Source organism: Nocardioides sp. (genome assembly GCF_036401255.1).
In the GTDB taxonomy this organism is placed as follows: Bacteria; Actinomycetota; Actinomycetes; order Propionibacteriales; family Nocardioidaceae; genus Nocardioides.
Window position 1 is genome coordinate 1 of record NZ_DASWVI010000236.1, and the last position, 1,636, is coordinate 1,636.

Annotated in this window: 2 protein-coding genes; both read left to right on the forward strand. The window is 75.0% G+C overall.

Going from position 1 to position 1,636, the window contains the following annotated elements; all coding sequences use genetic code 11:
• Positions 1 to 143 precede the first annotated feature (143 nt).
• Complete coding sequence (locus tag VGD85_RS10890; RefSeq protein WP_331063461.1) at positions 144 to 1,037, forward strand: 4-(cytidine 5'-diphospho)-2-C-methyl-D-erythritol kinase; 894 nt, start codon at positions 144 to 146, stop codon at positions 1,035 to 1,037.
• On the forward strand, positions 1,030 to 1,636 hold a 607-nt coding region (locus VGD85_RS10895; RefSeq protein WP_331063460.1), incomplete at its 3' end, for an ATP-binding cassette domain-containing protein. The genes VGD85_RS10890 and VGD85_RS10895, both read left to right, overlap by 8 nt.

Genomic DNA, 1,636 nt, shown 5'->3' on the forward strand with positions numbered 1-1,636 from the left:
TCGCTCGCGCCCGCCGAGGCCGTCGACGCCGCGCTCGCCGGCGCCGGCGTGGACCCGCTCGCCCGGGGCGAGTCGCTGTCGGTCACCGACTTCGCCCAGATCGCGGAGCTGCTGCCGTGGGGGGAGGGGCCGTGGAGGTGACCGTGCGCGCGCCCGCGAAGATCAATCTGCACCTCGGGGTCGGCGCCCCCCGCGAGGACGGCTTCCACTCGTTGGTGACCGTCTACCAGGCCGTCGGGCTCTACGACGACGTCACGGCCCGGATGGCCCCGGACTGGAGCCTCGGCGTCAGCCTGCCGGACTGGATGGACGACGACGCCGTGCCGCTGGCCGGCGACAACATCGTCGACCGCGCCGCCGACCTGCTCGCGGCCCACCACGGCGTCGAGCGGCTCGGCGAGGTGCACATCGCCAAGGCGATCCCGGTCGCCGGGGGCATGGCCGGCGGGTCCGCCGACGGCGCCGCCGCGCTGGTCGCGCTGGACCGGCTCTGGGGCCTGAACACCACCGACGAGGACCTGCTCGCGCTGGCCGCACAGCTCGGCAGCGACGTGCCGTTCGCGCTGCTCGGCGGCACCGCGCTCGGCACCGGCCGGGGTGAGCTGGTCACGCCGGTGCACGACCGCGGCACCTGGTGGTGGGTGGTCGTGCCGTCCGACGTGGGCCTGCCGACGCCGGAGGTCTACCGGCACTTCGACAAGATGTTCCCCGATGCGCCCACCGAGCCGGTGCCGGCCGATGCGCTGCTCGGCGCGATCGCCTCCGGCGACACGTGGGCGCTCGCCGATGCGCTGCACAACGACCTCGAGGCGGCGGCGATCGACCTGCGCCCCGAGCTGGGCCGGCTGATCGAGCAGGGCGAGCAGGCCGGCGCGCTGCGCGGGCTGGTGTCCGGGTCCGGACCCACGTGTGTGTTCCTGTGCGGCTCCGCCGACCACGCCCGCTCGCTGGCCGCCGACCTCTCCGGGGCCGGCCACCCGGTCGTCCTCGCCGCGAACGGCCCCGTCTCGGGCGCCCACCTGGTCTCGTATGCCTAGCCCCGGCACCAACCTCGTCAACCTCGAGCGGGTCTCCAAGTCCTACGGCGTCCGCCCGCTGCTCACCGACGTCTCGCTCGGCATCGGCGCCGGCGAGCGGATCGGCATCGTGGGACGCAACGGCGACGGCAAGACCACGCTGCTCGAGCTGATGACCGGCCAGGAGGAGCCGGACGCGGGGCGGGTGTCGCGGAGCCGAGGGCTGCACGTGGGGTTCCTCCACCAGGCCGACCAGCTGGAGGACTCCCACACGGTGCGCGAGGCGGTGCTCGGCGGCCGCTCCGACCACGAGTGGGCCGCCGACCCGCGGACCCGCGAGGTCGTCGAGGTGCTGCTGGCGGGCGTCGCGCTGGACCGGGCGGTGCTCGGGCTCTCCGGGGGCGAGCGCCGCCGCTGCTCGCTGGCCGCGCTGCTGCTCGGCGAGCACGACCTGATGGTCCTCGACGAGCCGACCAACCACCTCGACGTCGAGGCCGTCGCCTGGCTGGCCCAGCACCTCGCCCGGCGTACCTCCGCGCTGTTGGTGGTCACCCACGACCGCTGGTTCCTCGACGAGGTCTGCCAGTGGACCTGGGAGGTGCACGACGGCGTCGTCGACG